The organism is Streptomyces sp. NPDC090127, from assembly GCF_044746945.1.
Lineage (GTDB): Bacteria > Actinomycetota > Actinomycetes > Streptomycetales > Streptomycetaceae > Streptomyces.
In genome coordinates, this window is record NZ_JBIVDE010000007.1 from 57,012 (window position 1) to 83,650 (window position 26,639).

At 73.1% G+C, this 26,639-nt stretch carries 21 protein-coding genes; 15 read left to right on the plus strand and 6 right to left on the minus strand.

All coding sequences use genetic code 11. The features are described from left to right. Nucleotides 1-302: 302 nt before the first annotated feature. From ACIPPS_RS24865 to adhE, 6 genes are all read left to right on the plus strand, one after another. Nucleotides 303-1,514, plus strand: coding sequence for a DUF5685 family protein (locus tag ACIPPS_RS24865; protein WP_401435989.1), 1,212 nt, complete (start codon nt 303-305; stop codon nt 1,512-1,514). Nucleotides 1,515-1,730: 216 nt separating this feature from the next. Beyond that, complete coding sequence (locus ACIPPS_RS24870; RefSeq protein WP_401435992.1) at nt 1,731-3,503, plus strand: FAD/NAD(P)-binding protein; 1,773 nt, start codon at nt 1,731-1,733, stop codon at nt 3,501-3,503. Between the two features lie 65 nt (nt 3,504-3,568). Next, nucleotides 3,569-4,366, plus strand: a complete 798-nt coding sequence (locus ACIPPS_RS24875) for a DUF1684 domain-containing protein (RefSeq protein WP_401435994.1) — start codon at nt 3,569-3,571, stop codon at nt 4,364-4,366. 264 nt (nt 4,367-4,630) lie between these two features. Continuing rightward, the gene (locus tag ACIPPS_RS24880) at nt 4,631-5,521 is read left to right on the plus strand and encodes a S1 family peptidase (protein WP_401435997.1); all 891 of its coding nucleotides are present in this window, start codon (nt 4,631-4,633) and stop codon (nt 5,519-5,521) included. Nucleotides 5,522-5,658: 137 nt separating this feature from the next. Then, nucleotides 5,659-6,369 carry a hypothetical protein gene (locus ACIPPS_RS24885; RefSeq protein WP_401436000.1) on the plus strand — a complete coding sequence of 237 codons (711 nt, stop codon included), beginning with the start codon at nt 5,659-5,661 and terminating at the stop codon, nt 6,367-6,369. A 324-nt stretch (nt 6,370-6,693) separates the two neighbouring features. Beyond that, nucleotides 6,694-9,288, plus strand: coding sequence for a bifunctional acetaldehyde-CoA/alcohol dehydrogenase (adhE, locus tag ACIPPS_RS24890; protein ID WP_401436002.1), 2,595 nt, complete (start codon nt 6,694-6,696; stop codon nt 9,286-9,288). Between the two features lie 63 nt (nt 9,289-9,351). Here the strand turns inward: adhE and ACIPPS_RS24895 are convergent, their stop codons facing one another. Beyond that, nucleotides 9,352-10,398 carry a DUF3533 domain-containing protein gene (locus ACIPPS_RS24895; RefSeq protein WP_401436005.1) on the minus strand — a complete coding sequence of 349 codons (1,047 nt, stop codon included), beginning with the start codon at nt 10,396-10,398 and terminating at the stop codon, nt 9,352-9,354. 253 nt (nt 10,399-10,651) lie between these two features. Here ACIPPS_RS24895 and ACIPPS_RS24900 point away from each other — a divergent pair, with 253 nt between their 5' ends. The 4 genes from ACIPPS_RS24900 (at nt 10,652) to ACIPPS_RS24915 (ending at nt 17,253) form a co-directional block, all read left to right on the plus strand. Beyond that, on the plus strand, nt 10,652-11,467 hold the full coding sequence (locus ACIPPS_RS24900) for a DUF899 family protein (protein ID WP_401436007.1): 816 nt from the start codon (nt 10,652-10,654) through the stop codon (nt 11,465-11,467). Nucleotides 11,468-11,658: 191 nt separating this feature from the next. Continuing rightward, nucleotides 11,659-15,192, plus strand: a complete 3,534-nt coding sequence (locus tag ACIPPS_RS24905; RefSeq protein ID WP_401436010.1) for a DNA polymerase III subunit alpha — start codon at nt 11,659-11,661, stop codon at nt 15,190-15,192. Further along, nucleotides 15,189-16,169 carry a DNA polymerase thumb domain-containing protein gene (locus ACIPPS_RS24910; protein WP_401436013.1) on the plus strand — a complete coding sequence of 327 codons (981 nt, stop codon included), beginning with the start codon at nt 15,189-15,191 and terminating at the stop codon, nt 16,167-16,169. Before ACIPPS_RS24905 ends, ACIPPS_RS24910 begins: the two co-directional genes overlap by 4 nt. 211 nt (nt 16,170-16,380) lie before the next feature. Further along, on the plus strand, nt 16,381-17,253 hold the full coding sequence (locus ACIPPS_RS24915) for an esterase/lipase family protein (RefSeq protein ID WP_401436015.1): 873 nt from the start codon (nt 16,381-16,383) through the stop codon (nt 17,251-17,253). Between the two features lie 37 nt (nt 17,254-17,290). Here the strand turns inward: ACIPPS_RS24915 and ACIPPS_RS24920 are convergent, their stop codons facing one another. Continuing rightward, nucleotides 17,291-18,322: a lytic polysaccharide monooxygenase gene (locus tag ACIPPS_RS24920; protein ID WP_401436017.1), complete on the minus strand. Its 1,032-nt coding sequence runs from the start codon at nt 18,320-18,322 to the stop codon at nt 17,291-17,293. Nucleotides 18,323-18,526: 204 nt separating this feature from the next. Continuing rightward, nucleotides 18,527-19,195 (minus strand): response regulator, encoded by a 669-nt coding sequence (locus tag ACIPPS_RS24925; RefSeq protein WP_401436020.1) that lies wholly within the window; start codon nt 19,193-19,195, stop codon nt 18,527-18,529. 121 nt (nt 19,196-19,316) lie between these two features. On the opposite strand from ACIPPS_RS24925, the gene ACIPPS_RS24930 reads away from it, so the two are divergent. From ACIPPS_RS24930 to ACIPPS_RS24945, 4 genes are all read left to right on the plus strand, one after another. Next, on the plus strand, nt 19,317-20,300 hold the full coding sequence (locus tag ACIPPS_RS24930; RefSeq protein WP_401436022.1) for a Bug family tripartite tricarboxylate transporter substrate binding protein: 984 nt from the start codon (nt 19,317-19,319) through the stop codon (nt 20,298-20,300). Further along, on the plus strand, nt 20,297-20,821 hold the full coding sequence (locus ACIPPS_RS24935; RefSeq protein WP_401436024.1) for a tripartite tricarboxylate transporter TctB family protein: 525 nt from the start codon (nt 20,297-20,299) through the stop codon (nt 20,819-20,821). Before ACIPPS_RS24930 ends, ACIPPS_RS24935 begins: the two co-directional genes overlap by 4 nt. A gap of 3 nt (nt 20,822-20,824) precedes the next feature. Next, a complete protein-coding gene (locus ACIPPS_RS24940; protein WP_401436026.1) occupies nt 20,825-22,321 on the plus strand; it encodes a tripartite tricarboxylate transporter permease in 1,497 nt (498 codons plus the stop codon). A gap of 191 nt (nt 22,322-22,512) precedes the next feature. Further along, the gene (locus ACIPPS_RS24945; protein WP_401436029.1) at nt 22,513-22,935 is read left to right on the plus strand and encodes a DUF6299 family protein; all 423 of its coding nucleotides are present in this window, start codon (nt 22,513-22,515) and stop codon (nt 22,933-22,935) included. Here ACIPPS_RS24945 and ACIPPS_RS24950 read toward each other — a convergent pair. Together ACIPPS_RS24950 and ACIPPS_RS24955 are read right to left on the minus strand one after the other, a co-directional pair. Next, nucleotides 22,922-23,413: a DUF402 domain-containing protein gene (locus ACIPPS_RS24950; protein ID WP_401436032.1), complete on the minus strand. Its 492-nt coding sequence runs from the start codon at nt 23,411-23,413 to the stop codon at nt 22,922-22,924. The two genes, ACIPPS_RS24945 and ACIPPS_RS24950, sit on opposite strands and share 14 nt — an antisense overlap. Continuing rightward, nucleotides 23,394-24,311 carry a GNAT family N-acetyltransferase gene (locus ACIPPS_RS24955; RefSeq protein ID WP_401436035.1) on the minus strand — a complete coding sequence of 306 codons (918 nt, stop codon included), beginning with the start codon at nt 24,309-24,311 and terminating at the stop codon, nt 23,394-23,396. The genes ACIPPS_RS24950 and ACIPPS_RS24955 overlap by 20 nt, the downstream gene beginning before the upstream one ends. Nucleotides 24,312-24,384: 73 nt before the next feature. On the opposite strand from ACIPPS_RS24955, the gene ACIPPS_RS24960 reads away from it, so the two are divergent. Next, nucleotides 24,385-24,759 (plus strand): GntR family transcriptional regulator, encoded by a 375-nt coding sequence (locus tag ACIPPS_RS24960; RefSeq protein WP_401436037.1) that lies wholly within the window; start codon nt 24,385-24,387, stop codon nt 24,757-24,759. A gap of 308 nt (nt 24,760-25,067) precedes the next feature. On the opposite strand, the gene ACIPPS_RS24965 is transcribed toward ACIPPS_RS24960, so the two are convergent. Further along, nucleotides 25,068-26,303: a DUF5925 domain-containing protein gene (locus ACIPPS_RS24965; RefSeq protein ID WP_401436040.1), complete on the minus strand. Its 1,236-nt coding sequence runs from the start codon at nt 26,301-26,303 to the stop codon at nt 25,068-25,070. Nucleotides 26,304-26,639: the final 336 nt, after the last annotated feature.

The window sequence follows — 26,639 nt, forward strand, 5'->3', positions numbered from 1 at the left end:
CGGTCACTTGTGGTTCCGCATGTCCCTATCGTCGTCCATGATGCGGATCGCGCGCCAAGTGGATAGTCGGCGCGCGCGGTTTTCGTGACGGTACTGGTGCAGAACGTGAGGCCCGGTTTCTGGCGATTCGTCAGGAAACTTGCGGTATGCGGGGCCTGACGGAGGTTCCGCAGGAGCTGTGCAACTTAAAATATGAAAGTCGGGCCAGAAGGGTGACGGCTGGCGCGTCCGGGTGAACGGGGTGGCTCGGTACGATGCCCACACCGCTGCCCGCAGGGGCGCGCGACTCACGGGGGAGTCTCTTGTTCGGGATAGTCAGGCCCTGCACCCATCGGCTCACCGAGGGGCTCAAGGCCGAATGGATGGCCCATCTCTGCGGCCTCTGCCTGGCACTTCGGGCCGACCACGGGCAGTTCGCCCGGGTGGTGACCAACTACGACGGGCTCATCGTCTCGGTGCTGACGGAGGCTCAGACCGGCCTGGCCGACGGCGGGCGCCGTACCGCCGGTCCCTGCCCGCTGCGCGGCATGCGCACCGCCCCGGTCGCCCGGGGCGAGGGCGCTCGGCTCGCGGCCGCCGTCTCGCTGGTCCTCGCCTCGGCGAAGGTTCGGGACCACGTCGCCGACCGGGACGGACTGTTGGCGCGCCGGCCGGTCGCCGCCGCCGCCCGGCGGGTCGCCAGGTCCTGGGACCGGGCGGGTGCGCGGACCGGGCACGCGCTCGGCTTCGACACCGCCGTCCTCGTGGACGCCGTGGACCGGCAGACCGGGATCGAGACGCTCGCCGGGCTCGGCACGCCCCTCCTCGCCGTGACGGAGCCGACGGAGACGGCGACCGCGGCGGCCTTCGCGCACACCGCCGTCCTCGCCGGCCGGCCCGGGAACGTCGAGCCGCTCGCCGAGGCGGGCCGGCTCTTCGGGCGCCTCGCCCACCTGCTGGACGCCGTGGAGGACCGGGACGCCGACGCGGCGTCCGGCGCCTGGAACCCGCTCGCCGCGACGGGCACCTCGCTCGCCGAGGCGCGTCGGCTCGCGGACGACGCGCTGCACGGCATACGCCTCGCGCTGCGGGACGCGGAGTTCGTGCACGGCCGGCTGGTGCACGTGCTGCTCGCGCACGAACTGCGGGTTTCGGTGGACCGCGCCTTCGGCACGACGAGCTGCGCGCACGGCGTCGGTGGAGCCGGGGCCGTCCAGCCGCCGGGGCCGCACGCCCCCGGCCCCGTACCGGGCAATCCGTACGCGCCCGGCGGCCCGGGGGGTCCTGGGGCCGAGCCGCCCGAGCCGCCGAACCGCCGGCGCGGCCTGATGGCCGGGTGCGCGGTCTGGATGGGCCTGGCGTGTACGTGCCGGCTGTGCTGTGGGCACGAGGACCCGTGGAGCGGGGAGCGCCGCGAGGGGCTCTGCAACGACGTGGGTAGCTGGTGTGATTGCTGTGACTGCTGTAGCAACTGCTGCGGCGAGGGGGACGGCTGCTGTGGCGACTGTGACTGTGGGTGCGACTGCGGCTGCTGAGGTGCCCGTGACCTGCGCCGGTGGGACGGCGGCTGCTGTGGTCGGCGCGGTCCGTGCCGGTGGGACTGCGGCTGCTGAGGTGGCCGTGGCCTGTCCCGGTGGGACTGCGGCTGCTGTGGTCGGCGCGGCCCGTGCCGGTGGGACTGGGCGGGCTGAGGTGGCCGTGGCCCGTTCCGGTGGGACGGCGGCTGCTGGGGCACGTGCGGAGGGCGGGCGATGACGCGGAACGCGGCCGTCGTGATCATCGGCGCCGGGCCGCGCGGGACCGGGGTGCTGGAACGGATCGCCGCCAACGCGCCCGAGCTGTACGGCGGTTCCGGCCTCGACATCCACGTCGTCGACCCGTACCCGCCCGGCGGCGGCCGGATATGGCGCCACGACCAGTCGCCGCTCCTCCAGATGAACTCGCAGGCACGGGACGTCACCCTCTTCACCGACGCCAGTGTCGAGATGACCGGGCCGGTCCTGCCCGGACCCACCGTGCACGAGTGGGCCGGCGGGGACGCGCGGGCCTTCGTCAGCCGCCGCGCGCACAGCGGCTATCTTCGCTGGGCCTACGAACGGGCCGTCGCCGCCCTGCCGGCCGGGGTCGTCGTCCACCACCACCGGCGCACGGCGCTCCGCGTCGCGGGAGCGTGGAACGGCCGCCAGACGGTCTGGCTGGAGGGCCTCGACACGCCCCTGGCCGCCGACGCCGTCATCCTCGCCCAGGGCCACCTGGACGCGGAACCCGACCAGGAGCAGCGCGAGTTGGCCGCCCACGCCACGCGCCACGGACTGCAGTACCTGCCGCCCGCGTACACCGCCGACAGCGACCTGTCGCGGCTCGCGCCCGGTGCGCCCGTGCTCGTGCGCGGCCTCGGCCTCGCCTTCGTCGACCTCATGGTGCTGCTCACCGAGGGGCGCGGCGGCCGGTACGAGGACGGGACGTACGTGCCCTCGGGGCGCGAGCCGGTCCTGTACGTGGGGTCGCGGCGAGGCGTCCCGTACCACGCGAAGATCGCGTACCCGCTCGTGGGCGAACGGCCGCCGCTGCCCCGCCATCTGGGTCCGGCGGAGGTCGACCGGCTGCTCGCCCTGCCCGGCGGCTTCGACTTCCGGCGGGACGTCTGGCCGCTGGTCGCCAAGGAGCTCGGCTTCGCGTACTACCACCGCCTCTTCTCCGCCCACCCCGACCGCACCCGCCTCGCCTGGGCGGCCTTCGAGCGCGCCCACGCCGCCTGCCCGCCCGGCGGTCCCGAACTCGGCGCCCTCCTCGCCCGCGCCGTGCCCGACCCGGCCGACCGGCTCGACCTCGCCGCGCTGGACCGTCCCCTCGCCGGGGTGCGCCACGCCTCCGCGGCGGCGCTCCAGGAGCACCTGCGCGGGTACGTCGCCGCGGACCTGGCCCGCCGCCGCGACCCGGCACGCAGCCCCGACCTCGCCCTCTCCCACGCCCTGCTCGGCGTCTACGGACAGCTCGCGCCGCTCGGTGACCTCGGCACCTGGTGGCACGGCTTCTTCAGCTCCCTGGCGTCCGGGCCGCCCGCCCCGCGCCTGCGGAGCCTGCTCGCCCTGTCGCGCGCGGGGGTCGTACGGTTCCTCGGCGCGGACCTCCGGGTGGCCGTCGAGGGCGGGGTGTTCCGGGCCCAGAGCCCCACGCTGCCGGGGCGGGCCACCGAGGCCCGCGCCCTCGTCGAGGCCCGGCTCCCCGAGCCCACCGTCGCGACCACCCGCGACGCGCTGCTGCGGGCGCTGCACACCGACGGCGCGGCGGCCACCCCGGCGGGACTCCTCGCCGTCGACCCCGTCGACGGCCGCGTCCTGGACCGGGCGGGGAGGCCGCACCCCCGGCGCTTCGCGCTCGGCCCGCACACCGGCGCACGCGGCCCCGGAGGGTTCCCCCGGCCCGGCGGGAACGGCCTCGCGCTCCGGCAGAACGACGCGACCGCGCGGGCCGCCCTGGCCCTCCTGCGCGGCCCGGGCCGGAGCGTCCCGCCGGGCGCCTGACCGTGTCCCCGCCCCGAGGCGTCGTGTCCGGGGCTTCCCGGACCCGTATGGAAGGGTTGAACACCATGAGCACGGATGACACCGATCCCCAGCGGGACTGGCAGCACTGGCACGAGAAGCGGACGGCGGCGGTCTCCTCGCCGTACGGACCGCTCTCCCTCACCGGCACGTACTGGCTCTCCGACCACCCGGAGGGTCGAATTCCGGCCGTTCCCGGGCGGTGGCGGGACGAGGGCGACGAGGTGGTCCTCACGGCCGACGCCGAGGACGCCGTCACCGTCGACGGCAAGCCCCTGATCGGCAGCGTCCGGCTCACCGCCGACCACGCCCCGATCCACGAGTCCCGGGTCGAGTCGGCCGGCCGACGGCTTGTCCTGCTGAGCCGTGAAGGGCTGTGGGCGGTACGGGACTTCGACCCCGAGTCGGCGGCGCGCCGCGCCTTCCGGGGCATCGAGGCGACCCCCTACGACGCGAGCTGGGCGGTGCCCGGCACCTACCGGGCGTACGAGAGGTCCAGGAGCGTCCGGGTGGAGAACGCGGACGGGAAGGAGCGCGGGCTCGGGCTCGCGGGCGAGCTCTCCTTCGCGCTGCGCGGCGTCGAGCACTCCCTCCAGGTCGCCGTGGAGGACGACGGCACGCTGTGGGCGGTCTTCGCGGACGCGACCAGCGGCCGCGACAGCTACCGTTTCCGGTTCCTGCGTCCCGCCGCGCCCGCCCCGGACGGGTCGGTGACGGTCGACTTCAACCGCGCGCTGCTGCCGCCGTGCGCCTTCGCGGACCACTTCATCTGTCCGTTCCCGCCGCCCGGGAACACCCTCGACACCGCTGTGCCGGCGGGGGAGCGGCGGCCGGTCGAGGGCTGAGCGCCGGGCCGGCCGCGACCGGGCGGCACACGGAAGGGGCGCCGGTGACCACGCGGGTCACCGGCGCCCCTTCCGCGTGCCTTTCTCCGGAGATCTCCGAAGTCGCCTGTGGGGCGCGGTAGTTGAGCGTCGTACGGCCGAAAGGCGCCCTTGCGGCGTCCGCCCGGACGGCCGGAGACTCCCCCTCAGCGCCGGCCTTGGCCGCGCCTCACGGGTCCGGCACCCCACGGCGGACCCCCCGATTCCCCCTTGGAGGAACGCGAAGTGAGGATCAAGCGCACCACCCCCACAAGAACCATCCGTCTGCTCGCGGTCGCCACCGGCCTCGCCGCCGCCGCGGCCGTCGCGGTTCCCGCCGCGAACGCGGACACGGCGCAGACCTTCAGCGCCTCGCAACTGACCGCCGCGAGCGACGCCGTGCTCGCCGCCGACGTGGCCGGTACCGCCTGGCACGTCGACAAGGCGACCAACACCCTCGTCGTCACGGCCGACTCCACCGTCTCGAAGGCGGAGATAGCCGAGATCAAGCGCGAGGCCGGCGCCAACGCCGGGGCGATCCGGGTCGAACGCACCCCCGGCACGTTCAACAAGCTGATCTCCGGCGGCGACGCCATCTACTCCAACACCGGACGCTGCTCCCTCGGCTTCAACGTCCGGGACAGCGCGGGCGCCTACTACTTCCTGACCGCCGGGCACTGCACCGACGGCCAGGGCACCTGGTACGCCAACTCCGCCCGCACGACCGTCCTCGGTTCCACCTCGGGGTCCAGCTTCCCGACGAACGACTACGGCATCGTCCGGTACACCAACTCCAGCATCACCAAGTCCGGTTCGGTCGGCAGCGTGGACATCACCAGCGCCGCCAACGCCACCGTCGGCATGTCCGTGACCCGTCGCGGCTCCACCACCGGCACCCACAGCGGCTCGGTGACCGGGCTCAACGCCACCGTGAACTACGGCGGCGGTGACGTCGTCTACGGCATGATCCGCACCAACGTGTGCGCCGAGCCCGGCGACTCCGGCGGCCCGCTCTACTCCGGCAGCCGTGCGATCGGCCTCACCTCCGGCGGCAGCGGCAACTGCTCCTCCGGCGGTACGACCTTCTTCCAGCCGGTCACCGAGGCGCTGAGCGCGTACGGCGTCAGCGTCTTCTAGGGCGGCCGGAACCGGAGGCCGACCAGACCTAGGCGGAGGACCGTACTCCGTAGCACCATGATCCGAACCGAAGTCGGTCCCCCGGCCCTCTCCTGGCCGGGGGACCGACGCGTGGAGTCGTGGGTGGGGAGAGACACGTGACCGTCCGGCCCGGTGGACCGATACCCGACGTGGACGCCCAGCGCAGGGTCCGGCGCAGCCCGCTGCTCTTCACGGCGCCGATCGTGCTGCTCCTCCTGCTCACCGCCGTGCTCGGCTGGGAGATCGTCCGCGCCAACGTGACCGAGGAGGCGAGGACCGCCTGGCCCTGGCGGCTGCAGCTGCTCGACATGGAGCCGCTGGGCAGCCTGCTCGCGGTCGCGGCGGCGGCCGTCCTCGCGCGGGCGCAGTACGCCCGGACCGTACGGCCCTACCTGGGCTGGCGGAGCGACTGGACGGCGGGGCGGCTGCGCGGGAGCGACGTCGAGTGGCGGGCCGGGGTCTACAACGGCGGGCAGCACACGGCGGTGCTCGAACGGTACGACTGCCGGGTCGTGCTGGCGGGGGAGAGCGACCCGGAGTCGACCCCGTGGACGGACCTTCCGGCGGCCGTGGCGGTCCTGACCGGGGCCGGTCTCGTGGCGGGCGAGGACTTCCGGATCGCCACCTTCGGCACCTTCCCGCTGGTGGGCACGGGGACGTACGAGACCGTCGAGATGGGGGCGTTCTCGCGGCGCTTCGTCGACGAGGTCGACGCCTTCCACGTCCGGCTGAGGGTCGTGGACACCGTCGGCGACAGCCATGAGAGGGCCATGAACTGCCTCAAGGGCGCCCGCTCGACCGGCTATCCGCCGCCGCCGGCGTCCTGACGGGCGCCGCTGGGCCGACCTCGGCCGCCGCCGTCGTGGTCGGTGCCGGCGCCGAGGGTCCCCGCCTGGTTCCGTAGCCATTCCAGGACGGCTGGAAGCGCGTACCGGGCGATTGCTTGTGAAAACTTTCACGATACCTCAGGGGTCTAAAGTCCCTCGGTTTTCATGCTGGTCAGGGATTGGTTTCGAGAGTATCCGCGCGATCTCGCAGGGCCTTTCGACCGGCCCTCTCAGGGCTTTGTCCGGCCCTTTTCCACGGCCCCCGGGTGTCGAATGGAGACATCGGAAAAGGATCGAAGAGGGATCGAAGAAGGAGTACCTGCCATGGAGGCCAAGGAGATGGTGGACGGACTCGTCCAAGGGGCTCTCACGGCCCTCGGGCGGTTCGGGGAGTTCGACCAGGAACGGGTCGACCACATCGTCAAGAAGGCGTCGCTCGCGGCGCTGGGCGCGCACGGCGACCTCGCGAAGCTGGCCGTGGAGGAGACCGGCCGCGGTCTTTTCGAGGACAAGGCCGTCAAGAACCTCTTCGCCTGCGAGCACGTCACCCACTCGATGGCCGGTCTCAGGACCGCCGGCGTGATCCGCCGCGACGAGCTGAACGGCATCACCGAGATCGCCGAACCCGTCGGTGTCGTCTGCGCGATGACCCCTGTCACCAACCCCACCTCGACCACGATCTTCAAGGCCCTGATAGCCCTGAAGACCCGTAACCCGATCATCTTCGCCTTCCACCCCTCCGCCCAGCGGTGCTCCGCCGAGGCCGCCCGGATCGTCCGCGACGCCGCCGTCGCCGCCGGAGCGCCCGCCGACTGCGTGCAGTGGATCGAGGAGCCCTCCATGGAGGCGACCGGCCTCCTCATGCACCACGAGGGCGTCTCCACCATCCTCGCCACCGGCGGCAACGCGATGGTCAAGGCCGCCTACTCCTGCGGCAAGCCCGCCCTCGGCGTCGGCGCGGGAAACGTCCCGGCCTACGTCACGAAGAGCGGCAGGCTCCGGCGGGCCGTCCACGACATCGTGCTCTCCAAGGCCTTCGACCACGGCATGATCTGCGCCTCCGAACAGGCCGTCATCCTCGACCGGGAGGTGTACGAGCAGGGCATCGCCGAGTTCGAGCGGCTCGGCGCGTACGTCGTCACCGCCGCCGAGAAGACCAAGCTGGAGGAGTACGTCTTCGGCACCACCGCCTACGCCACCACCTGCGGCGGCGCCAAGCTGAACGCGGACGTCGTCGGCAGGTCCCCGCGGTGGATCGCCGAACAGGCCGGTTTCGAGGTCCCCGACGGCACCACGCTCCTGCTCGCCGAATGCCACGAGGCCGGCGAGGGCGAACCGCTCACCCGTGAGAAGCTCTCCCCGATCCTGGCCGCCCTCAGGGCCGACACCACCGAGCACGGCCTCGAACTCGCCGCGAGGATGGTCGAGTTCCACGGTCTCGGCCACAGCGCCGCGATCCACACCGAGGACGAGGAGCTCGCCGAGGAGTTCGGCAGGCGGGTCAAGGCGATCCGGATCATCGTCAACGCCCCCTCCACCTTCGGCGGCATCGGCGACGTCTACAACTCCTTCCTGCCCTCCCTGACCCTCGGCTGCGGCTCGTACGGGCACAACTCGGTCTCCGGCAACGTGACCGCGGTCGACCTGATCAACGTCAAGCGGATCGGACGGCGCAACACCGACATGCAGTGGTTCAAGGTCCCGCCGAAGATCTACTTCGAGCGCAACTCCCTGCGCTACCTGGGCGAGATGGACGGCCTCGAGCGGGTCACCGTCGTCACCGACAGGACCATGGGCACCCTCGGCTTCGTCCAGAAGGTCACCGACATCCTCCAGGCCCGCCCCTCCGCGGTCGTCCTGCAGATCATCGACAACGTCGAGCCCAACCCCGAACTGGCCACCGTCCAGGCCGGTGCCGCGCTGATGCGGGACTTCGCACCCGACACCATCGTCGCGCTCGGCGGCGGCTCGGTGATGGACGCCGCCAAGATCATGTGGCTGATGTACGAGCACCCGGAGGTCGAGTTCGCGGACACGAAGGAGAAGTTCTTCGACATCCGCAAGCGCGCCTACAGGTTCCCCGGGCTGGGGGAGAAGGCGCAGCTGGTGGCCGTCCCGACCACCTCAGGCACCGGCAGCGAGGTCACCCCCTTCGCCGTCATCTCCGACCCGGCGGCGGCTCAGAAGTACCCGCTCGCCGACTACGCGCTCACCCCGAACGTCGCGATCGTCGACCCGGTCCTGCCCATGGGGCTCCCGGCGGCCGTCACCGCCGACTCCGGCTTCGACGCCCTGACCCACGCCACCGAGGCGTACGTCTCGGTCTACTCCAACGACTACACCGACGGGCTCTGCCTCCAGGCCATCAGGCTCATCTTCGAGAACCTGGAGCGGTGCGTGGTGAACGGGGCGAAGGACCCCGAGGCCCGCGAGAAGATGCACAACGCCTCGACCGTCGCCGGAATGGCCTTCGCCAACGCCTTCCTCGGTCTCGTCCACGCCATGGCGCACACCCTCGGCAACACCTTCCACGTCGCCCACGGCCGCACCAACGCCCTGCTCCTGCCACACGTCGTCCGGCACAACGGCCAGGTCAGCGGCAAGGCCACCCCGTGGCCGAAGGCCGAGGTCTACCGCGCCCCGGAACGCTTCCAGGAGATCGCGAAGACGCTGGGCCTGCCGGCCGCGACGCCGGAGGAGGGTGTGGAGTCGTACGCGAAGGCGGTCGAGGAGCTGCGCACCCGGTGCGGGATCCCCGCCTCCTTCCAGGCGGCGGGCGTCGACGAGGCGGCCTTCCTCGCGGCCCTGCCGCAGCAGGCGATGAACGCCTACGCCGACCAGTGCGCGCCCGCCAACCCGCGGATGCCGATGATCGAGGAGATGAAGGAGCTGATGACCCGGGCGTACTACGGCGCCTGACCGCCCCCGGACCACAGGCCGCCTCGCGCGAGGAAGCGCGGGGCGGTCTCGTGCGGTGGAGGTTCAGGCGGCGGCCCCGCCGGCCGCGCCGAGTTCCTCGGCGATCGGCTGGCTGCCCGGCTTGCGCCTCAGCGAGGACATCACCAGCGTGACCACGGTCCCGACGACCGCCCAGGCGGAGAGCACCAGGAGCGAGACGGTGACGTCGTTGCCCTTGAAGTACGCGATCGAGCGCGCCGCCCAGGTGCCCGCGCCCGGGGGCAGTGCGGGGCCGATCGCCTTCCAGAACGGCGGCAGCATCGGCAGCGGGAACGCGCCGCCCGCGCTCGGGTTGCCGGCGACCACGATCAGCAGGATCGCCAGGCCGATGCCGACGATGCCGAAGACCGACTGCAGCGCCAGGGTGGCGGCGCCGACCGCGAAGACGACCAGGGCGCCCAGACCCCACAGGGCCACGACGCCGCCCGGCAGCGCGCCCAGGATCGGGCCGACGATGACCGCGCCGCCGAGGCCGCCGAGGATCGCGTAGAGCGCGAGGGTGCCGAGCCGGATGACGGCGCGCTCCCGGTTCGCGGGGCGGGAGCCCGCGCTGATGGCGAGGATCGCGGCGCAGATGTAGCCGCCGACGCACCAGCCGACGACCAGGTAGAAGGCGGAGAGGCCGTCGAAGTCCTGTGGGGAGGCCGGGGCCACGTCGAGGGTCCTGACGGTGCGTCGCTCGGCGCCCTCGACCTCGGTGAAGAGCCGCTCCAGGCCCGAGGCGAGCACGGTGCCGCCGCCGGAGGCGACGAGCAGGGTGTCGGTGGTCCCGGCCGGGTTCACCAGCAGGGCGCCGTCGATGTCCCGGTTCAGGACCTGCTCGCGGGCCTCGGCCGCGTCGCTGACCGCCCGGGGGTCGAGCGGTCCGCCGGGGAGCCTCTCCAGCCGCCCGACGAGCTGGGTGGCGGCCTGGGGAGGTGCGACCACGCCGAAGGGGACGTCCTTCGGCTTCGGGTCGTGGAGCGCCCCGACGTACGAGGCGATGAACAGCAGCTGGAGGGCGAGGACGCCGACGACCAGCAGGGCGGCGCGGGGAGTGACGGCACTCTTCAGTTCGTCGACGAGGCTCATGCCCCCACGCTCCGGGGAGGGGGATGATCGCGCAGGCGGGGTGGGGCCGAACGGACGACCCGGCGGGGGCGCGGGGTGCCGCCGTGATCCACCGCGCGGGACGCCGTCGTGCGGTTGTGGGCGCCGCGCGGTCCGGGCAGGCTCGGTCGGGGGAGCCCCGGGCCCCTGCCGGGATGAGTTCCGGCCGGGTCGCGAGTCGGTTCCGGTGGGCGTCGTACGACACCCACCGGCACGAGACACCACGGAGGACACCATGACGACCACTCCCGGCGACGCGAGCGGCGAGCGCCCCGGCAGGCCGCCGGTCGTCGACCTGGCCACCTGGCAGGCGGCGCGCGACGAACTGCTGGTCCGCGAGAAGGAGCACACCCGCGCGGGCGACGCGATCGCGGCGGCCCGGCGGCGGCTGCCGATGGTGGAGTTCGACGGCACCGTCGAGGTCACCGGCGCCGACGGGCCCGTGCCGTTCCTGGACCTCTTCCAGGGGCGCGACGAGCTCGTGGTCTACCAGCACATGTGGTACGACGGCGCGCCGCACCAGGGGCAGTGCGAGGGCTGCACCACCACGGCCTGGCACGTGAGGGACGCCGTCTACCTCAACGCCCGGGGCGTCTCGTACGCCGTCCTGACCTCGGGCCCCTGGGACGAGGTGGCCCGCTACGTCGCGTTCATGGGGTACACCCAGCCCTGGTACTCGGTGCGGGGTGTGGAGGCGCCGGTCGGCGGAGAGATGGGCCACATCGTCTCCTTCCTGCGCGACGGCGACCGTACGTTCCTGACCTACTCCACGACGGGCCGCGGCAACGAGGTGGCCAACGGGTCCCTCGGCCTGCTCGACATGACGCCCTACGGCCGCGGCGAGGGGTGGGAGGACAACCCCGAGGGGTGGCCCGTGCTCGGCCATGTCCGCGAGGGGTACCCGGCCGTGGGCCGCCAGTCCTGCTGGTACTGGCGCACCGACGCCGACGGCGACGCCACCTGGGGCCCGACCAGCCGGCCCGTGCCGCAGTGGACCCGCCCCGGTGCGACCCCCGTGGAGACCCTCGGCCGGCACGGCGAGCACCACTGACGCGCGCCCGTCCGCGGCCCCTGAACTGTGGCCCCCGAGCCCGGCGTACCCGCCGTTCTCGGGGGCCACTGCTCTGTCCGTCGTACGCGGCAGGTCGCGGGAGGCCGGCGAGGGGGTACAGTAATCGAACGAGCGTACGATGAACATATCGGGTGAATCGTCGGAATGGGGTGGAGTGATGGAGGTGTGGCATGGCGGGCTTCGCCCATCTGCACGTCGCGTCCGGTTACTCCGTCCGCTACGGCGCCGCCCACCCGGAACATCTCGTCCGGCGGGCCGCCGAGCGGGGCGTGCCCGCCCTCGCGCTCACCGACCGTGACACCGTCACCGGCCTCGTCCGCTTCGCGCAGGCCTGTGCGGAGACCGGGGTACGGCCGGTCTTCGGTGTCGACCTCGCGGTGGAGGCCCTCGCGCCCCCGCCGCCGACCCAGCGGCGCCGTACGCCCGTACGCGGAGGCGCCCATGTGGTCGAGCCGCCGCTGCGGTTCACGCTGCTCGCCCAGGACCGGGAGGGCTGGGCGCGGCTGTGCCGCATCACCTCGGCCGCCCACGCCGGTGCCGCCGGTTCCCTGTCCGGTTCCGTGTCCGGCGGTTCGGGTGTCGCGTCCGCCGGTGCCGGTGCCGGTGCCGGTGCCGGTGCCGGTTCCGGTACGGCGCCGGTGGTGCCGTGGGAGGCGCTGCGCACGTACGGCGGCCCCGGCCTGACCGCGCTGCTCGGACCGCTCTCGGAGCCGGTCCGCGCCCTGGCGGCGGGGCGCGAGGACGTCGCGACGAAGCTGCTCGCCCCCTGGCAGGAGATCTTCGGTGACGGCCTCCGGCTGGAGGCCGTGGGGCACAGGCCCTCCGGCACCGGGCCCGGGTCGATCCGGCTGGCCGCCCGGACGATGGCCCTCGCCGACCGCACCCGTACCACCGCCGTGCTGTCGAACGCCGTGCGCTACGCCGACCAGGAGCAGCACCGGCTCGCCGACGTCCTGGACTCCGCGCGGCTACTGCGGCCGATCGACCGGCGCCGCCTGGACGGCGGGCAGCGCTGGCTCAAGGACGAGGGACGGATGGCGAGCATCGCGCGGATGATCGCCGAGTGCGCGGGCGCCAACCCCGCGCGGGCCCGCCGGCTGCTCGCCGACACCGCCGCCACGGCGGCCGCGTGCACCGTGGACCCCGTCGCCGACCTGGGGCTCGGCACACCGCACTTCCCCGAGCCGGGCGTGCTCGGCGCCGACCCCGGCGCGGACGGCGCGGCGCGGCTGCTGCGCGAGCGGAGCGAGGCGGGCCTGGTCCGGCGCGGCCTGGACCGTGACCGCGCCGCGCTCGACCGGCTGGACGAGGAGCTGGCGATCATCTCCCGGTTGGGTTACGACGCGTACTTCCTCGCCGTCGGCCAGGTCGTGGCCGACATCCGGGAGAAGGGCATCCGGGTCGCGGCCCGGGGCTCCGGCGCCGGATCGATGGTCTGCCACGCGCTGGGCATCGCCACGGCCAACCCGCTCGAACACCGCCTGCTGTTCGAACGCTTTCTGAGCGTGCGCCGGAAGTCGCTGCCCGACATCGACATCGACGTGGAGTCCGCCCGCCGGCTGGAGTGCTACGACACGATCTTCGACCGGTTCGGCAAGGAGCGGGTCGCGGTCACCGCGATGCCCGAGACCTACCGGGCCCGCCGCGCCCTGCGCGACACCGGCCTCGCCCTCGGCATCGCGCCCGCGGACGTCGACCGGATCGCCAAGAGCTTCCCGCACCTGCGGGCCTCCGACATCACCGGCGCCCTCGCCGAACTGCCCGAGCTGCGGGGTCTCGCGGCCGAGGCGCACCGGTACGGGCCGCTGTGGGAGCTGGCCGAGGGCCTCGACTCCCTGGTCCACGGCATGGCCATGCACCCCTGTGGTGTGGTCATCAGCGACGCGACGCTCCTGGACCGGCTGCCGGTCCAGCCGACCCCGCAGGGCGACTACCCCATGGCGATGGCGGCGAAGGAGGAGATCGAGGCGCTGGGCAACATCAAGCTGGACGTCCTCGGCGTACGGATGCTGTCCTCGATGACCCACGCGGTCGCCGAGATCGAACGGACCACCGGCACCCACATCGACCTCGACGACCCCGCGCAGGTGCCGCTCGACGACGTCTTCGCCTTCAAGCTCATCCAGGAGAGCCAGACCCTCGGCCTGTTCCAGCTCGAATCGCCCGGCCAGCAGGACCTGCTCTCCCGGCTCCAGCCCCGCGACCCGCAGGACGTCATCGCCGACATCAGCCTCTTCCGTCCCGGGCCGGTGGCCGGCGGCATGCCGGAGCGGTACATCGCCGCACGGCACGGCGGTTCACCCGGGTACGCCCATCCCGACCTGGAGCCGGTGCTCGCCGACACCTACGGCGTGACCATCTGGCACGAGCAGATCATCGAGACCCTGTCGGTGATGACCGGCTGCGACCGGGCGCTGGCCGAGGTCGCCCGGCGGGCCCTCGGCGACAAGGCCCGGCTGCCCCGGATCCATGACTGGTTCCACCGCCTGGCCGGGGCCCGGGGCTACAGCGCGGAGGTGCGCGAGCAGGTCTGGAAGACGGTCGAGGCCTTCGGCGCCTACGGCTTCTGCCGGGCGCACGCGGTCGCGTTCGCCGTACCGGCGCTGCAGAGCGCCTGGCTCAAGGCGCACCATCCTGCGTTCCTGCTGGCAGGTCTCCTCGAACACGACCCCGGTATGTGGCCCAAGCGCGTCCTCGTCTCCGACGCCCGCCGCCGTGGCGTGCCGATCCTCCAGGTCGACGTCAACGACTCCCGGGTGAAGCACACCGTGGAGAAGACCGACGGGGACCGGTGGGGCGTACGGCTCGCCCTGTCAGCCGTGCACGGCATCAGCGAGGAGGAGTGCGCGCGGATCGAACAGGGGCAGCCCTACGGATCGCTGTCGGACTTCTGGCAGCGGGCCCGCCCCAGCCGGCCCGTCGCCGAACGGCTCGCCGAGCTCGGCGCCCTGCACGCCCTCCACGACGGCCGCCTCACCCGACGCGACCTGCTGCTGCAGATCGCCGAACTCCACCGGCAGTCCCGCACCCGCTCCGCGAGCGAGGGGCAGCTGCCCCTCGACGCGGGCGCCGTCGGCGGGGCGGAGCCGAGCGGTCTGCCCGAGATGACCGGACGCGAGGCGTTGAGCGCCGAGCTGAACACCCTCGGCATCGACGTCTCCAAGCACCTGATGGAGCACCACCACCGGCTGCTGCGCGAGATCGGCGCGATCGACGCGGCCCACCTGGCCGGGATGCGCGCGGGTCAGCAGGTTCTCGTCGCCGGGGTCCGGGCATCCACCCAGACCCCGCCGATCGCCAGCGGCAAGCGGATCATCTTCGTCACCCTGGAGGACGGCTCCGGCCTGGTCGACCTGGCCTTCTTCGAGGACTCCCACCCGGCCTGCGCGCACACCGTCTTCCACAGCGGACTGCTCCTCGTGCGCGGCACGGTCCAGGTGCGCGGCACCCGCCGCACCATCGTCGGCACCATGGCCTGGGACCTGGACGAGATCGCCGCCGCCCGGCGCGACCGGGGCCCCGAGGCCGCGCTCGCCCTGCTCGGCGCCGACCGGCCGCACCCGACCCCCGCCCAGCCGCACCGCGTCCTGGTCAACGGCACGACGGGCGCCCGCCTGCACCCGTACGCCGACCTGCAACCGGCCGGCAGCCGTTCGGCCGACCTGAAGAAGTTCGGCTACACGAGCCCCGGGAGCGCGGGATGACCACACGGCAGCGGCACATCGCCCACCTCCACCTGCACACGGCGCCGACCGAGACCCAGTACGGAGACATAATCGAACTGGTGTCCGGTATCACGCCGCACGTCCAGGCCGTCCCGCCCCAGGCCGTCCAGCTGGACCTGACTTCGGCGCTCCGCTACTTCGACCTGTCTCCCTACGACGTCGTCCAGCTGGCGAAGCTCCGACTGAAGGCGCTCTACGACATCGACAGCAGCGCCGGGCTCGCGAGCAACCGGATGCTCGCCGCCATGGCCGCCGACGCGTCCGCGCCCGGCGAGACCACCTGGGTCCGCGCCGACGAGGCCGAGGAGTGGATGTACCCCCGGCCGGTCACCGCGCTGCCGGGGATCGGGCGCGCCACGGCCGACGCGCTCCACCGGTACGGGCTCCACACCATCGGCCAGGTCCTCGAGCTGCCCCCGGCGACCTTGCAGCGACTGCTCGGGGCCGGTCCCGCCCGGCTCCTCGCCGAGCGCGCCCGGGGACGTGACCCCCGCCCGGTCACCCCGTCCGAGCCCGCCGCGCACCTGAGCGCCGACCTCGTCCTGGACCGGGACTGCCTCGACCCGGAGCAGCAGCACCGGGCCGTCCTGGGGCTCGCCGACCGGATCGGACGGCGCCTGCGCGGCGAGGGCCAGACCGCCGGCCGTCTCACCCTCACCGTGCGGTACGCCGACCGCAGCTCCACCACCCGGACGCGCGCCCTGCCCGAGGCCACCGCCCACTCGCCGGCCCTCGCCGCGACCGCCCTCGGGCTGCTGGCCGCCCTGGGGCTCCAGCGGGCCCGCGTCCGGTCGTTCGCGCTCCGCGCCGACGACCTGCTGTCCGCCGACAGCGCCTACCGCCAGCTTTCCCTGGACCCCGGTGACGCCCGCGCCCGCGCGGCCGAGGCCGCCGCCGACCGGGCCCGCCGCCGCTTCGGCCCGGAGGCCGTCCGCCCGGCGGCGCTGGCCCGCTGACCGCCGCTCGGCGTCCTCGGAGTGGTCCGAAACGGTCACCGTGTACTCCGAGTTGACGAGAAGTCAGTTTTTACCGACGCGTAACTTCCCAGTCGACGCTACTCGTGCGTAGCTTGGCCTGAAGCAGAGCATCCCCACTTGTGGTCCGGGCCGCAGGGCGTACTGCCGTCGTTCGTTCCTGATTTCCCTTGAGCCGCAAGGAGATCGCACGATGCTGCCCTGGAAGCACGCGCTCAGAGCCCTCTCGGTCCTGCTGCTGACCGCCGCCGCGACCCTCGCCCCCACCGCCTCCGCCCAGGCCGTCCCCACCCAGGCCGCCGCTTCGAGCCGAGGCTGGAACGACTTCTCCTGCAAGCCCTCGACCGCCCACCCGCGCCCCGTCGTCCTGGTCCACGGCACCTTCGGGAACTCCGTCGACAACTGGCTGGTCCTCGCGCCGTACCTCGTCAACCGCGGGTACTGCGTCTTCTCGCTCGACTACGGCCAACTGCCGAACGTGCCCTTCTTCCACGGACTCGGCCCGATCGCCGCGTCCGCCGAGCAGCTCGACGTCTTCGTGGACAAGGTCCTCGCGGCCACCGGCGCCCCCGAGGCCGACCTCGTCGGGCACTCGCAGGGCGGGATGATGCCGCGGCACTACCTGAAGTTCCTCGGCGGGGCCGAGAAGGTCAACGCGCTCGTCGGGATCGCCCCCGACAACCACGGCACGACCCTCCTCGGCCTCACCAGGCTGCTGCCGTACTTCCCCGGCGTCGAGGACCTCATCAGCGCCCACACCCCGGGCCTCGCCGACCAGGTGGCCGGCTCACCGTTCCTCACCCGGCTCAACGAGGGCGGGGACACGGTCCCGGGGGTCACGTACACGGTCATCGCGACCAAGTACGACGAGGTGGTCACCCCGTACCGCTCGCAGTTCCTCTCCGGGGACCGCGTCACCAACGTGCTGATCCAGGACAAGTGCGCCCTGGACCTCTCGGAGCACGTGGCGATCGGGACGGTGGACCGGGTCACGTTCCACGAGGTGGCCAACGCCCTCGACCCGGCCCGCGCGACCCCGACCACCTGCGCCTCCGTGATCGGCTAGCCCGGACCGGCCCGGGGGCCGGCCCCGCGCCGACCGGCTAGCGCGTGGCGCGACGGCCCCGGCGGGTCGCCCCGAAGAACACGGCCGCACCGAGCGCCATGACGGCGGCGCCACCGATCGCCAGGTACGACGTGGTGGCGTCGCCCCCGGTCTCGGCGAGGCGCTCGCCCGTGTCCGAACCGGCCGCGGCCGGCGCGTTGGGCGCGGCCGTGGCCGCCGGGTCCGAGGCGGCGGACGGGGAGGTCGCGGGGTCCGAGGCGGCCGGGTCCGAGGTCGCGGGGTCCGAGGCCTCCGGCGCCGGGGCCGTCGCCTCCGCACCGGTCCCGGCGTGCTGGTCGCCGTGCCCGCCGTGCTCCACGGTGGACTTGTCCTCGCCGTCCTTGATCTCCTCGTCGCTCGGCGCCGACGCCGTCGGGGCCGTCGTACCGCCGTTGTCCTTGCCGAAGACGACGTCGGAGCAGGTGTAGAACGCCTCGGGGGAGTCGGAGCGCTGCCAGATCGAGTAGATCAGGTGGCGGCCGGACTTGTTCGGGATCGTGCCGTCGAAGACGTAGTCGCCGTTCTCCATGCGCGGGTCGGTCACCGTCGCGAACGGCTTCGCCTCCAGGTCCGACCACGCCAGCGGCTTCGAGGGGTCGTAGCCGTCCTTCGTCACGTACAGCTCGAACGAACCGCGGTGCGGGGCGGTGCCCTTGTAGCGGAAGGTGTGCTTGCCCGAGGCGAGCGTGCTGGACGGCCAGTCGCCGCGGGCCAGGTCCAGACCCCGGTACTTGTCGTTGCCGGCGCTGCAGAGCTTGCCGTCCGGGATGAGGTCGCGGTGCTTCCCGGCGGCGTTGGCGATGTTCACCGCGTTCCAGTCGTAGAACGCCTGCGCTCCGCTCGCCGCCACGGCCGCCTTGCACGCGGCCGACTGCGGGCTCTCCGGCCCTTCCGCGTAACAGGCGGAGACCCGGCTCACCGGGTCCGTCATCGACCCGTGCGCCGCGGCGGGCGAGGCGGCGAGCCCGGCGAGCGCGAGCGGCGCGACACCGAGGGCGAGGACGGCGGACGCGGTACGGCGAGCGGTCATGGTGAACAACTCCTTGGAGGGGGGACGTGCGTGGGGTTGCTCAGCAAGCTAGCCGCCGAAATCCACGAAATCCGCTGCAAGGAGGGGGCGATGGCGATCCTTATGGTCGCTTTAAGGAGCGGCTAAGCGGCCCTTCGGACTCCCGCTCGGCCCACCCCGGACACCGGCTCCCGAGCCGCCCGTGCGGCCTTCGGTCCAGCCTCCCTACGCCAGGCGCCGGTAGCGCCGCTCCGGGCGGCCCGTCCCCCCGTACCGCAGCGTGATCTCCGCCCGGCCCGTCTCCGCGAAGTACTCCAGATAGCGGCGCGCGCTGACCCGGGACAGCGCGCCCGCCTCCGCGCACTCCGTCGCCGACAGACCCGCCGGGTGTGCCCGCAGGATGGAGTCCACCAGGTCCGCCGTCGGGGCGGCGAGGCCCTTCGGGAGTTCGCGCGAGCCCGGCGGGCGGGCGCCGAAGATCTGGTCCACGTCCTCCTGGCGCGCCTCGTCCAGCTCGTCCAGGCGGGTCCGCAGCGACGCCGCGTGCCGCAGCTGTTCCTGGAGCGCGGCCTGGTTGAACGGCTTGATCAGATAGTGCAGCGCCCCCGCGCGCAGCGCCGAACGGATCATGCCCGCGTCCCGCGCGGCCGTGATGAACAGGGCGTCCACCGCGAGGCCGGAACCGCGCAGCTCGCGCAGCACAGTGATCCCGTCCATGTCGGGCAGGTAGATGTCCAGCAGCACGAGGTCCGGGCGCAGCCGGTCGGCGAGGCGTAGCGCCTCACCGCCGCTGTGCGCGACCCCGACGACGGAGAAACCGTCCAGAGTCGACACATAACGGCTGTGCAGCTTCGCGACCATGAAGTCGTCGTCGACCACCAGCACCTTCGTCACGCCGACACGCTAGGTCGCGACCACAAGGACCACAACGTCCGTTGATTGCGGAAGAGAGACAGGTTCTTAACGCGCGGGCAACATGTGGGCCACTTCACACATCTATCGAGAGGCGGCACACGTGCGTCTGCGCACCCCCCTCGCCCTGCTCGGGGCCGCGCTGCTGGTGTTGGTGGGGCCGCCCCTGCTCTCCGCCGGCACCGGCTCCGACACCGGCACCCAGATACCCGGACTGCGGTTCATGGTCCCCAACACACCCGGCGGCGGCTACGACATCACCGCCCGCACGGCGGCGAAGAACGCCGAGGACGCCGGCCTCACCACCGGCATCGAGGTCTTCAACCTGCCGGGCGCCGGCGGCACCGTCGGCCTGACCCGGCTCGTCGGCGAACACGGCAACGGCAAGGTCGCGATGTCCATGGGGCTCGGCGTCGTCGGCGCGGTCCACACCAACAAGACGCCGAAGACCCTCGCCGACACCACCCCGATCGCCCGGCTCACCATGGAGCCCGACATCGTCGTGGTCGGCAAGAACTCCCCGTACAAGACCATGGGGGACCTGCTCACCGCCTGGAAGGCGAACCCCGGCAAGCTGCCCGTCGGCGGCGGCTCCTCACCCGGCGGCCCCGACCACCTCGCCCCGATGCTGATGGCCCGCGCCGCCGGCATCGCGCCGAAGAGCGTCAACTACATCCCCTTCGACGGCGGCGGCGAGCTCCTCGCCTCCATCCTCGGCGACAAGGTCGCCTTCGGTGTCTCGGGCCTCGGCGAGTACCGCGACCAGATCGAGTCGGGCGAGCTGCGCCTGCTCGCCGTCACCGGCCCCGAACGGGTCCCCGGCCTGGACGCGCCCACCCTGCGCGAGGCGGGCCTCGACACCGAGTTCATCAACTGGCGCGGGATCGTCGCCCCGCCCGGCCTCTCCGACGCCGAGCGCGACAAGCTCGTCGGCCTCGTCACCCGGCTGCACGACTCCCCGCAGTGGCGCGAGTCGCTGAAGAAGAACGGCTGGCACGACGCCTTCCAGCCCGGCGAGCAGTTCGGCGCCTTCCTCGCCGAACAGGACAAGCAGGTCGCCTCCGTACTGAAGGAGCTGGGACTGTGAGCGCCCCCACGAACCCCACGCCGTCGCAGCGGTCCTGGCTGCGAGAACACTCCGAACTCGGCGTCGGCGTCCTCCTCTTCGCCATCGGCGTCCTCGTCCTCACCGACGCCCTCACCATGACCGTCGACCTCGCCCAGCGCGGCCCCGTCGGACCCAGGACCGTCCCCGTCGTCGTCGGCGTCGGCCTGCTCGTCGTCGCCGTCCTGCTCACCGTCGACGTCCTGCGCGGCGGCCGCGGCGAGGCCGAGGGCGGCGAGGACGTCGACCTCTCCGAGCCCGGCGACTGGCGCACGGTCCTGCTCCTCGCCGGAGTCTTCCTCGCCTTCGCCGTCCTCATCGGACCGGTCGGCTTCCCCGTCTCCGGAGCCCTGCTCTTCTGGGGCGCGGCCTACGCCCTCGGCAGCCGCCACCTCACCCGCGACCCGCTGATCGCCGCCGGACTCTCCCTGCTCACCTACGTCCTCTTCAACAACCTGCTCGGAGTTCCGCTGCCCGGCGGCCCGCTGATGGGAGCGCTCTGACCCATGGACTCACTCCACTCCCTGATCGACGGCTTCGGTACGGCCCTCACCCCGATGAACCTGCTGTGGGCCGCCATCGGCGTACTCCTCGGCACCGCCATCGGCGTCCTGCCCGGCATCGGCCCCGCCATGGCGGTCGCCCTGCTGCTCCCGGTGACGTACGGACTCGAACCGACCGGCGCCTTCATCATGTTCGCCGGCATCTACTACGGAGCCATGTTCGGCGGCTCCACCACCTCGATCCTGCTCAACACCCCCGGCGAGAGCGCGGCCGTCGTCGCCGCCCTGGAAGGCAACCCGATGGCCAAGGCCGGCCGGGGCGCGCAGGCGCTCGCGGCGGCCGCCATCGGCCACTTCACCGGCGGCATGATCGGCACCCTGCTGCTCGTCGCCCTCGCCCCGACCGTCGCCGCGCTCGCCGTCGACATCGGAGCGCCCGACTACTTCGCCATCATGGTCCTCGCCTTCATCGCGGTGACCTCCGTCCTCGGCTCCTCCCGGATCCGCGGCCTCGCCTCGCTGCTCATCGGCCTCACCCTGGGGCTGGTCGGCCTGGACCAGATGACCGGGCAGCAGCGCCTCACCTTCGGGTCGCTCCAGCTCGCCGACGGCATCGACGTCGTGATCGTCGCGGTCGGTCTCTTCGCGATCGGCGAGGCCCTGTGGGTCGCCGCGCACCTGCGCCGCACGTCCGGCGAGGCGATCCCGGTCGGCCGGCCGTGGCTCGGCAAGGACGACGTGCGGCGCACCTGGAAGTCCTGGCTGCGTGGCCCCCTCATCGGCTTCCCGTTCGGCGCGATCCCGGCCGGCGGCGCGGAGATCCCGACCTTCCTCTCGTACGTCACGGAGAAGCGGTTCTCGACCCACAAGGACCAGTTCGGCAAGGGCGCCATCGAGGGCGTCGCGGGACCCGAGTCCGCCGCCTCGGCCTCCGCCGCCGGCACGCTCGTCTCCATGCTGACCCTGGGCCTGCCGACCACCGCCGTCGCCGCCGTGATGCTCGCCGCCTTCCAGCAGTACGGCATCCAGCCCGGACCGCTGCTCTTCGAACGCGAACCCGACCTGGTCTGGGGCCTGATCGCCTCGCTCTTCGTCGGCATGGTCCTGCTGCTCGCGCTCAACCTGCCGCTCGCGCCCCTCTGGGCCAAGCTGCTGCGCATCCCGCGCCCGTACCTCTACGCCGGCATCCTCTTCTTCGCCGCCGTCGGCGCGTACGCGGTCGGCGGCGAGGCGCTCGACCTGGTCATCCTGCTGATCGTCGGCCTGATCGGGTTCGGCATGCGACGGTACGGACTGCCCGTCCTGCCGGCCGTCATCGGCGTCATCCTCGGCCCGGCCGCCGAACAGCAACTGCGCCGCGCGCTCCAGATCAGCGACGGCTCGCTGACCGGCCTGGTGAACACGCCGTTCTCGGTGGCGGTCTACGCGGTGATCGTGCTCCTGCTGGCCTGGCCCCTGCTGAAGAAGGTGATCCGCCGCCGCCGTGACGTGTCGGCATGACGCGGGTGGCCTCCCCCCACGCCCGTGCGGGTGTGGGGGGAGTCCGGGAGGGCGGCCGGGCGGACCGTACGACCGTATTCATGACCACGGGCCCCTCAACTCGCCCCCGATAGGGTGAGTTTCGGACAGCTCGCGGCTTGATCCGGTATCCCTGGCGGGCGTACCCACCCCCCCCGGAAGGGATCACCCCCATGCGTATCCGCCTCGCCCTCTCCGCCGGCTCGCTGCTGGTCGCCGCCGTGGCCGCTGCCGCCGGCACCGCCCACGCGGGCCCCGCCGACGCCCTCTCCGTCGACGCGTACGGGACCGTAGCCGCCGACGGCACCGTCACCGTCTCCGGCACGTACCGCTGCCTCGACGACAGCGCGGGACCGGTCTTCGTCGGCAGCACCCTCGTCCAGGGCGACCGGTCCACCGGGATCGGCGGCACCAGGGCCGTCTGCGACGGCCGGATCCGCGACTGGACCAACTCGAGCGTCGTGAAGGATCCCGCCTACCGGGCCGGCGCCGCCGAGGTGAGGGCCACCCTGGTGCAGCTCACGCCCTCGGGCCCGCTGGGCGTGCCGATGCCCGGCTTCCTCGCGACGGAGGAGTCCGCCGTCATCCTCGGCTGACGCCGAGCAGCCGGACCAGTCCCTCGCGGCCGAGACCTTCGAGCTCGTCGAGGGCGTCGACGGCGCGGCCGGCCGCCTCCGGGTCGGTGGCGGCCAGGCCGCTCGCCGCGAACTCGTCCTCGTCCAGCCGGAGCACCTCGGTGCCGTCCGCCGACACCCACAGGTCCAGGTCCAGGTCCTCGACCACGACCTCGGGACCGTCGACGACGGCCGGCCGGGTGACATCGCAGTACCAGCCCTTGAGCGTCCCGTTCGAGGACCGGACCTCCTTGACCGCGTACCAGCGATCGCGCCAGTAGTGCTCCACGAACACATCGCCCGGCTCGAACCGTACGAAGCCGAAGTCACGCACCCCCTCGGCGGCCCACGGCGCACGCACGGTCAGCCGCGAACCGTCGTCGGCGACGACCTCGGCGGGATACCGGATCTTCGTCCGCCCCGCCTTCACGAGCACGATCTCAACCGAGCGCCCGGACATGGCGCACCTCCGTCGCGCACACCTCGTAACCGAACCATTCGTTGATCGCCAGCATCGGCCCGTTCCCGGCGTCGTTCCCGGTGAACGCCTCCGTGCAGCCCGCCGCGCGGGCCCGGTGCAGGGAGTCGTTCTTGGCGAGCTTGGCGAGGCCCCGCCCCCGGAACGCCGGGTCGGTGCCGGTCATCCCGCTGCTGTACCGCCCCCGGCCGTCGGTCTCGGCGGCGCTGAAGGCGACCGGGCGGCCGTCGACCACCGCGACCGTCGTCAGCTCCGCGTCGAAGAGCGGGTGGTTCCAGGTGGTCGCCAGCCAGTGCTCGTAGTCGGTCAGCTCGGCCCCGACGTCGCCGGGCTCGTCGGCCGTGGTCACCGCGTCCAGGACGAACAGCGGACGGGGATCGGCGGCGAACGTGGCGGCGGTCCGCAGCTCGACACCGGACGGCGGCCGCTGGAGCGGCGGCAGCTCGGCGGTGAGGTCGAGCCGGAGGAAGTGCGCGGTGCGGCGGGCCGCGTAGCCGAGCCGCTCGGCGAAGCCACGGAACTCCGGGGCGTCGAGCACCCAGCTGAAGAGCGTGGTCGCCCCGCATCGCGCGAGGTGCTCCTCGGCGGCCCGCACCAGCAGCGAGCCGGCGCCGAGGCCCCGCCTCTCCGGGTGGACGTAGATGTTGAGCGAGCCGACGTCCGGTTCGGGCGCGTCGTACGCGACACGGATCTGGGCCGTGCCGACGACCTCCCCGTCGACCTCGGCGACCAGGGGGCGCGCGTGGGCGTCGGGATGGGCGTGGGCCCAGTCGAAGGCGACCTGGGCGCCGGTGGCGAGCATGGCGGGGAGCGCGGCGCGGCGGACGAGGGCGAAGGCCTCGGCGTCCTCGGGGCGTACATCCCGGACGATCACAGTCATGGTGCCGCACGCTATGCGGGGGAGTGGCGCGGCCGCCTCCCATTTTCCCCCGGGGCGGGGGGAGAATCGGCCCGTGACATTGCGAATCACTGTGGACACGGCCTCCTCGACCGCCCCGTACGAACAACTCCGCGCCCAGATCGCGGAACGCGCCCGCTCGGGCACCCTGCCGGTCGGCTACAAACTCCCGACGGTACGAGGCCTGGCGGAGGACCTCGGCCTGGCGGCGAACACGGTCGCCAAGGCGTACAAGTCGCTGGAGGCGGACGGCGTCATCGAGACCCGGGGCCGTCTCGGCACCTTCGTCGCGGCGGCGGGCGACGCGGCGGCCCGCCGGGCGGCGAGCGCGGCCGCGATGTACGCGACGGAGGCCAAGCGGCTGGGCCTGACCCGGGAGGCGGCGTCGGCCGCGATCTCGGACGCGCTGCGGGCGACGTACGGGAGTTGACCCCGGAGCGGCCCCGTGCCTCGGAGGGCGCCCCGTGCCCGGGAGGCGCCCGCGACTCGGAGGCGTCCCGCGCCCCGTCGGCGTCCCGCCCCGGGGGTGCCCGCGTCTCGGAGGCGTCCCGCGCCCCGTCGGCGTCCCGCCCCGGGGGTGCCCGCGTCTCGGAGGCGTCCCGCGCCCCGTAGGCGTCCCGCCGTGCCCGGGAGGTGCCCGCGTCTCGGAGGCGTCCTGTGCCCCGGGAGCGCCCCGCCTCCCGGAGTCGGCTGCCGCAGCTTCTACGGCTGCGACGGCTCCTACCGTGCCTTCAGCTCCTACAGGTAGAGCCCCGCCTCCGGGGCGCGGGACTCCGGGATGCCGGTGGGCGACGTGCCGCGCCGTAGCGCGTACAGCTCCGCCAGCGTCGCGCCCTCGCGCCCGACGCCCTCCTCCGTCCCCAGCCATCCCACGGACTCGGCCCGGGTCAGCCCGCCCACCTCGATCCGGGCCAGGCACCGGCCGGGGCGGACCACGGCCGGGTGCAGACGCTCCAGGTCCTCGTTGGTGGTGACGCCGACGAGGACGTTGCGGCCCTGGCCCAGCAGCCCGTCGGTGAGGTTGAGCAGCCGGGAGAGCGCCTGCCCGGCCGTGTGCTTCGCCTCGCCGCGGATCAGCTCGTCGCAGTCCTCCAGGAGCAGCAGCCGCCACCGCCCCTTCGCCGTACCCTCGTCCTCGCCGATCGCGATGTCCATCAGATATCCGACGTCGTTGAAGAGCCGCTCGGGGTCCAGGACGCAGTCCACCTGGCACCAGTCGCGCCAGGAGCGGGCGAGGGTGCGCAGCGCGGAGGTCTTGCCCGTCCCCGGCGGCCCGTGGAGCAGCAGCAGCCGGCCCGCGATGTGGTCCGGGGTGACCTTCATCAGCCGGTCCATCGCATCGGCCACCTGCGCCGTGTAGTTGGGCCGGATCTCGTCCCACGTCCCGGCGCTGATCTGCCGGGTCGTCCGGTGCGGGCCGCGCCGGGGCGACACGTACCAGAAGCCCATCGTCACGTTCTCGGGCTGCGGTTCGGGTTCGTCCTTCGCCCCGTCCGTGGCCTCCTTGAGGATCCGCTCCGCCAGTTCCGGCTCGGTGGCGGTGACGGTGACGTCGGCACCCCGGTTCCAGCGCGAGACGAGGATCGTCCAGCCCGCGCCCTCGGCGAGCACGGCGGCGCGGTCGTCGTCCTTGGCGGCACGCAGCACCTTCGCCCCGGCCGGCAGGAGCGTCGCGGCGGGCTTCACCCGGTCCAGGGTCGTGCTCTGCGCGTGCGGCTGCTCGCCCGTCGTGAAACGGCCGAGGAAGAGCGCGTCGATGACGTCCGAGGGCGAGTCGCTGTCGTCGACGGTGAGCCGGATGGGCAACGCCCGCTGCGGCTCGGACGGCTCGGACGGCTCGGGCGCCTCGGAGGGTTCGGTACGCCCGGACGACCTGGACGGCCCGGAAGGCTCGGACGCCTCGGAGGGTTCGGCAGGCTCGGGCGGCCCGGAGGGTTCGGACAGGGGGAACTCCTCGGCTGGCGTGGCAGACATAGCGCCCATGATCCGGCAACGGACCATGGCGCGCACCGTGTTTTGACCGGGCGGATCCGGGGGACGGCCGCAGCCCCCGGATCCGCCGGCCGGCCGCTTCTCAGTGCGTCAGGGCCCGCCTTGGAGAGCTTTCGGCGTACGACCGGATCCAGCACATTGTTGTGCGCATCCGCGTCGACGGATGATTCATCAGATGGCTTGATCTCGACGGCCCGTGGCGGCCTCGGGCGGCTCCTGACGGGGCGTCGGCAAGATCTCGCCAAAACTTCTTGGCATGGACACTTCCAGCAGGGCCGTGGCAGCTGCTACTACCTAGTAGCGCAGAGATCCTGCTAC

What these genes read in the sequence shown, in the direction of transcription:
- ACIPPS_RS24945 (WP_401436029.1), top strand. Translation starts at nt 22,513, where the DNA reads ATGCGTATCCGCCTCGCCCTCTCCGCCGGCTCGCTGCTGGTCGCCGCC.
- ACIPPS_RS24870 (WP_401435992.1), top strand. Translation starts at nt 1,731, where the DNA reads ATGACGCGGAACGCGGCCGTCGTGATCATCGGCGCCGGGCCGCGCGGG.
- ACIPPS_RS24895 (WP_401436005.1), bottom strand. Translation starts at nt 10,398, where the DNA reads ATGAGCCTCGTCGACGAACTGAAGAGTGCCGTCACTCCCCGCGCCGCC.
- ACIPPS_RS24965 (WP_401436040.1), bottom strand. Translation starts at nt 26,303, where the DNA reads ATGTCTGCCACGCCAGCCGAGGAGTTCCCCCTGTCCGAACCCTCCGGG.
- adhE (WP_401436002.1), top strand. Translation starts at nt 6,694, where the DNA reads ATGGAGGCCAAGGAGATGGTGGACGGACTCGTCCAAGGGGCTCTCACG.
- ACIPPS_RS24940 (WP_401436026.1), top strand. Translation starts at nt 20,825, where the DNA reads ATGGACTCACTCCACTCCCTGATCGACGGCTTCGGTACGGCCCTCACC.
- ACIPPS_RS24955 (WP_401436035.1), bottom strand. Translation starts at nt 24,311, where the DNA reads ATGACTGTGATCGTCCGGGATGTACGCCCCGAGGACGCCGAGGCCTTC.
- ACIPPS_RS24905 (WP_401436010.1), top strand. Translation starts at nt 11,659, where the DNA reads ATGGCGGGCTTCGCCCATCTGCACGTCGCGTCCGGTTACTCCGTCCGC.
- ACIPPS_RS24910 (WP_401436013.1), top strand. Translation starts at nt 15,189, where the DNA reads ATGACCACACGGCAGCGGCACATCGCCCACCTCCACCTGCACACGGCG.
- ACIPPS_RS24950 (WP_401436032.1), bottom strand. Translation starts at nt 23,413, where the DNA reads ATGTCCGGGCGCTCGGTTGAGATCGTGCTCGTGAAGGCGGGGCGGACG.
- ACIPPS_RS24915 (WP_401436015.1), top strand. Translation starts at nt 16,381, where the DNA reads ATGCTGCCCTGGAAGCACGCGCTCAGAGCCCTCTCGGTCCTGCTGCTG.
- ACIPPS_RS24875 (WP_401435994.1), top strand. Translation starts at nt 3,569, where the DNA reads ATGAGCACGGATGACACCGATCCCCAGCGGGACTGGCAGCACTGGCAC.
- ACIPPS_RS24920 (WP_401436017.1), bottom strand. Translation starts at nt 18,322, where the DNA reads ATGACCGCTCGCCGTACCGCGTCCGCCGTCCTCGCCCTCGGTGTCGCG.
- ACIPPS_RS24900 (WP_401436007.1), top strand. Translation starts at nt 10,652, where the DNA reads ATGACGACCACTCCCGGCGACGCGAGCGGCGAGCGCCCCGGCAGGCCG.